General features: G+C 61.2%; 4 protein-coding genes and 2 tRNA genes. 2 read left to right on the top strand and 4 right to left on the bottom strand.

From position 1 onward, the window contains the following. The 3 genes from Q0288_RS16040 to Q0288_RS16050 form a co-directional block, all read right to left on the bottom strand. On the bottom strand, positions 1-481 hold a 481-nt coding region (locus Q0288_RS16040; RefSeq protein ID WP_299432690.1), incomplete at its 3' end, for a hypothetical protein. 287 nt (positions 482-768) lie between these two features. Next, entirely contained in the window at positions 769-1,686 is a 918-nt protein-coding gene (locus Q0288_RS16045; protein ID WP_299432693.1) for an aldo/keto reductase, read from the bottom strand. 244 nt (positions 1,687-1,930) lie between these two features. Beyond that, positions 1,931-3,361 carry an ATP cone domain-containing protein gene (locus Q0288_RS16050; RefSeq protein ID WP_299432696.1) on the bottom strand — a complete coding sequence of 477 codons (1,431 nt, stop codon included), beginning with the start codon at positions 3,359-3,361 and terminating at the stop codon, positions 1,931-1,933. 183 nt (positions 3,362-3,544) lie between these two features. On the opposite strand from Q0288_RS16050, the gene Q0288_RS16055 reads away from it, so the two are divergent. Both Q0288_RS16055 and Q0288_RS16060 read left to right on the top strand, forming a co-directional pair. Continuing rightward, positions 3,545-3,619 (top strand) — tRNA-Cys (locus tag Q0288_RS16055). Positions 3,620-3,673: 54 nt separating this feature from the next. Next, positions 3,674-3,750: transfer RNA gene (locus tag Q0288_RS16060), tRNA-Val, on the top strand. A 97-nt stretch (positions 3,751-3,847) separates the two neighbouring features. Here Q0288_RS16060 and Q0288_RS16065 read toward each other — a convergent pair. Beyond that, positions 3,848-4,486, bottom strand: coding sequence for a sigma factor-like helix-turn-helix DNA-binding protein (locus tag Q0288_RS16065; protein ID WP_299432699.1), 639 nt, complete (start codon positions 4,484-4,486; stop codon positions 3,848-3,850). Positions 4,487-4,728: the final 242 nt, after the last annotated feature.

Raw genomic sequence — 4,728 nt, forward strand, 5'->3', positions numbered from 1 at the left:
TATAGGTGCCCCCAGCCAGTTGGAAACTATAGTCGCCCACTGGATTTTCCGTCGGGTTCTGGACGGGGGTGGTGGGGGTGCAGCCCTGGGTGTTGCAGTAACTGAAGCTCACCCCGCTAAGGGCCTGGCTACTGGACGCATTGCGAACCGCAGCCTGGATAAATCCGGCGCCTGCTTCGACCCTGATGGCGATGGAAGCACTGGCGCTGGGATCGCCCACGCTGGTGGCGGTTATGGTATAGGTTCCGGGGGTTTCGGGCGCAACAAAAACGGCCTTGGTATCGTTGGCAACGATCTGGCCGCCGTTGCTGTGCCAGGTGACCCGGCGATCCGGGTTGTGGGCCACCAGGGCTTTGAGTTGCACGGTAAAGCCCGAGTACAGGGTAGGAACGGTCTGAGGAACCATGAGTACATCGGTTCTGGGGGAAGTACCGCAGCCCACAAGCAGGGTCACCAACAGAGCAAACAGAAAACTTCGCATCACATAACCTCCTGGGGCCAAAGCCCACCCACTTCCTCGAGGATAGACCAGGCCCCAGGAGGTAAATGCTGATTTGCACCTTCAGGCGTTACGAGGCTCCGATGTTGTCAAGCTGCGATTAAGGTTCTCCTGGTTAGGAATTTGTAGTGCGCCAAGAGGCTCGGAGCGGAACTGCGCCGTCGCAAACCCCCAGGCATCTCAAATGATGCCATCACCGAAATTTCTATCCTGGGCAACCTTAGAAAACCGCTCAGATAGCCCTTTGTTCCGACCTGGTTTGCAGGGCTTCACAGGATGGAGTCAAGTCGGGCCATCTCCTCCTCCGACAGGAGAATCTGCAAAGCACCGGCGTTGCCCTCGGCCTGCCGTGCGTTTTTGGCTCCAGGAATGGGCAAGGTGCCTTTTTGAATACACCAGCGCAGGGCCACCTGGGCCGGGGCCACACCCAGGCTCTGAGCGATCTCGCTCAGGGTTTGCAGGAGCTGGGGAATTTGGGCTTTGTGCATTACGTAGCGCTGGGCACGGTAGCGGCCAGGCGGGGGGTTCTCCAGACGGTACTTGCCGGTGAGCCAGCCCATTGCCAGCGGGCTGTAGGCCATCAGCACAATGCCCTCGGCCTGCATGGCTTTCAGCAGGCCGGTTTTCTCGGGCTTGCGCTCGAGCAGGTGGTACTCGACCTGGTTGGCCGCCAGCGGAACCCGGTGTCTGGTCAGCACCTTCGCCACCCGCTCGAGCTGGGCCAGATCGAGGTTAGAGACCCCCACCGCTCGGGCCAGCCCCTGTTCGAAGGCTTCGGCCAGCGACTCCGCCCACTGCTCGAGCGGGACGGGCTTCCAGGGCCAGTGCAGCAGATACAGATCCAGCCGGTTCATCTGCAAGCGCCGCAGGCTCTTTTTGAGCGCGCCCAGAAGCACCTTGCGGGAAAATCGCCAGGGGTACGGAAACATCTTGCTGACCACCAGGGGTTTGGGCTGCTGGGCCTGGTAGTACTGTCCAATCAGCTTTTCCGAAACCCCAAAACCATACACTTCGGCGGTATCGAAGAGGCGCACCCCGCCCCGCAACGCGGCTTGATAGGCCGCCTGGGTATCGCTTTGCTGGTAGCCATGGCCATAGCCCCAGACCAGTTTGTCGCCCCACTGCCAGGTACCGATGCCCAGGGGCGGAATGGGAGGAAGGCCGGGAAGCTGAATTAACGCGCTCACCGCTCGAGCCTACCGTGCGGCTCAAACCAAAGTATGTGGCTTGTGATCAGGTTTTGCGCCTGGTGTACAGGCCCAGCCTGTCCCGACAGGGGATCGTCCGCCCGGTGTACAGGCCCAGCCTGTCCCGACAGGGGATCGTCCGCCTGGTGTACGGGCTATGCTCCGTCCCGATACTGACGCCAGGGTTTGGGACAGAGCCAGGGTTAGGGGCACCCTGAGGGAAAAAAACCAGCTTGACCAGGCACTAGCCCTGCGCCACTTCAAAATAAGCTTCCTGCAACCGATCCACAATCACCTCGAGGCCCTTGTCAATGGCCCGGTCCAGGTTTTCGGCTGCGATCAGCGGGATGCCTGCACCCCTGGCCAACTCTTCCAGATGCTGCTGGATCAGGCGAATCTGATCGAAGTGGTGGGCATAGGCTCCACTCGAGCGCGACCCCCTGGTTTCGCGTTCCCGCAGGGCAAACCGGTCGCGGTGTAGCTCTATATCCTCGAGCACCAGCATGATGGGAATTTGAATAACCTCGCTCTGGTACTGGTGGGTCATGTAGCCCGGAACCACATGCACCCCCTCCACCACCAGCGAGGTTTTTTCCCTGGCGCTTCGTTCCTGAATGGCCCGCAACCCCACCGCCACCCTCGAGACCTGATCGCGGAATCCCTGCATCACCAGTGCAGCGCTGGGCTCGGCGGTATGGGGGGTGGCAAGCGCCTGCCACGAATCGAAGCTGCTGGTATGCAGGGTGGGCAGGAGGTCTCGGGGAATGGTCGCCCGCAAAATTTCCCTGACCGCATCGGTGGAAATCATGCGGGTGATACCCAGCCGGTAGGCCAGCGCCGAGGCCAGCACGCTCTTCCCAACCCCCGCCACCCCGCCAATCAAGAGGTGTACCGGCCTGACCGCACGGCGCACGCTGCGCAGCAGGTGATACCGACGGGCCACTTCCTCCCCGGCTTCCTCGAGCAGCTCCTCCGAAACGGTTCGGCGCAGGTAGTCGCGGGTTGCCACCGTGGAGCCAGCCTCGCGCAGCCGACGCTCCACATCGCGGGCCAGGCGATAGGCCGAGTCGGGCGAAAGCCCCACTGCCATCACCGACTGGGCCAGCACCCCCTTGGAGAAGGGAACCCGGGGCTCACCCTCGCCTTCCTCCACAAAAATCTCTCCGGCCAACGCTTGCCGTCCGGCATAGCGGGTTCGGGCCGCAGGCCCAAACAGCTCTTCAATTTCGGCGGTAATCCGCTTTTCCAGTTCGGGTGCCTCGATCGAGCGCACCCCACTGCGGCGCAGCCGGATTTCCACCGAGCGGGCCAGGGCCTGGGCCTCGCGCATGGCAAACCCGGCATCTTCCAGGCTGCGGGCCAGCACCCCTTTGGAAAAAGGGCGCCGGCGGTACCCTTCCTTAACCACAATATCCTCAAAAGCCTGGGTCTGGCCCTTGATCCGCTCGGCCAGTTCGGGGCCAAAGCTTTTTTTCACCTCTTGAATAAGCAGTTTCTTAAGGGCCAGGGCGGTAATTTCCGGCTTTTTCCGGGTCTTGAGCTGGGCCTCGATGGTATGGGCCACCGACATCGCGGGCTCCATTTTCAGCCCGGCCATCATCATGGACTCCACCAGCAACCCTTTGGAAAAAGGCCAGCGGAAGCCGCCTGGCGTTTTGATGAACACTTCACGCACGGTTCAATCGTACCGTAAATACGATTCGAGCCGGCGATACCGGCGCCGGGGGCCGTCAAATCGGTGAATTGATCTTCCCTGCCGGTTGTCCGGGCGGGAGAGCGGCTTTCAAAAAAACGTTTGACACACCCTCTGGCAGATGCTAACCTAGCGTTTGCTGAACCACTCGTTGTGGGCAGGCGCGGCGCTGTAGCCAAGTGGTAAGGCAGAGGTCTGCAAAACCTCCATTCACCGGTTCGAATCCGGTCAGCGCCTCCAGATGGTTTCCACCTCCTGGGGCGGAACCTCGGCAGCAAAACACCCCGCCTCCGCGGGCGCGTAGCTCAGATGGCTAGAGCACTACCTTGACACGGTAGGGGTCGCTGGTTCGAGTCCAGTCGCGCCCACCAGGTGCAGGACAGGAAAACCCCTTTATGCAAAGACTGCGTAAAGGGGTTTTTGGTGCAACCCGCTTAGTTCAGGGTGCGCGGGGTCGGGGCCAGCAGCTCACTCAGGGGGAGGGCTACCGGAACGAGCTTGCTTTTTCTCCACACTGAAAAAGCGGAAGGGGTACTCGTCGGTCAGCTCGGCCCGGCCCTCATCAACCAGTTGCAGCATAAGCTTCATCAGCCGGCGGCGGGACATGGGAAAGCGTTTCTCGAGCTCGTCGTAGGTCAGGGGAGTCTGGGTCAGCGCCACCACCACGGAGGCTTTCAACTCGAGCCAGCGTCCGGCCCTCGAGCCGCGCTCCTCCCCCAGCAGCCGCGACACCAGCCGATCCCGCAGGGTCATGGCCTGTTCTATGCTGAGTTCCAGGGTCGGGGCCAGGTCGGCCAGCGACTCGCCTTTGGCGTAGGCCAGCACCAGCTTGCGCTCGGACCTGGGCAGGCGCTTGACCGCCTCCTCCAGCGTTACTCCAAAGCGTTGCTCCACGGCCTGGCGAAAGTGCTGGCCCTGGGCCGGTACCGAAGAACCCTCGCCCTGGAGCTTTCTCAGAGCACGGCGTTCTATCTGGCGCACCCCTTCTGCGGTCAGCTCGAGTCTCCCGCCAAGCTGGCGCAGGCTCTCCCCCGCAGCCCGGGCCAGCAAAACCTCGTGCTCGAGCGGAAGAAGCTTCTCGAGATGATCGGTCAGTTGGTTCGGCAAAATGCCCTTGCTCAAAAAATACTGTCCTGGTGTTTTTTTTGGCATATCGGCTAGGAACACCCCGCCCTTTAGATTATAATGACATACCGGGTGTTGCAAGCCAAACTGTACGCCCAGCCGCGCAGATAGCCGTTCACAAACTCAGATGCAGGGACTCAACGGTTGCAAGGCATTGCACAAAGGTGGAAAATATGAAAGAACAAGCCATTCTAATCATGTCGTCCGAAGGGGCTGCCCGTCCA

Source organism: uncultured Meiothermus sp. (assembly GCF_937863175.1).
Lineage (GTDB): Bacteria > Deinococcota > Deinococci > Deinococcales > Thermaceae > Meiothermus.